The following is a 253-nucleotide window of genomic DNA, read 5'->3' as shown; positions in this document are numbered from 1 at the left end:
CGATTTTGCATCATGGTGCACAACGCTTGCAAACCATCACCTGTAATGTCAGTGGTCGTGATTTACGATCGTTTTTTAACGAATTACAGCAGCGAGTGCATCAGGAAGTACAGTTTGATGCAGACACTATCCTGAGTTTACTGGTACGGCTGTGGCGGAAGCGGAATCACGTAAGGATTTGTTAGTGCATTCCATTCTGGTGGGACTAGTGGTGTTGATTTTATTGTATATGGCACTTAAAAGTGTGCGAAAT

Annotated in this window: 1 protein-coding gene; it reads left to right on the top strand. The window is 43.5% G+C overall.

The window, feature by feature from the left end; all coding sequences use genetic code 11:
• Window positions 1-185 (top strand): hypothetical protein (locus tag E8Q33_RS15770; RefSeq protein ID WP_247870149.1); only part of this gene is annotated, 185 nt, incomplete at its 5' end.
• Window positions 186-253: the final 68 nt, after the last annotated feature.

Source organism: Methylophaga sp. SB9B, from assembly GCF_004832235.1.
GTDB lineage: Bacteria > Pseudomonadota > Gammaproteobacteria > Nitrosococcales > Methylophagaceae > Methylophaga > Methylophaga muralis.
Note: the sequence above shows the minus strand (reverse complement) of the source record. Positions and strands in the feature narration are given on the sequence as shown.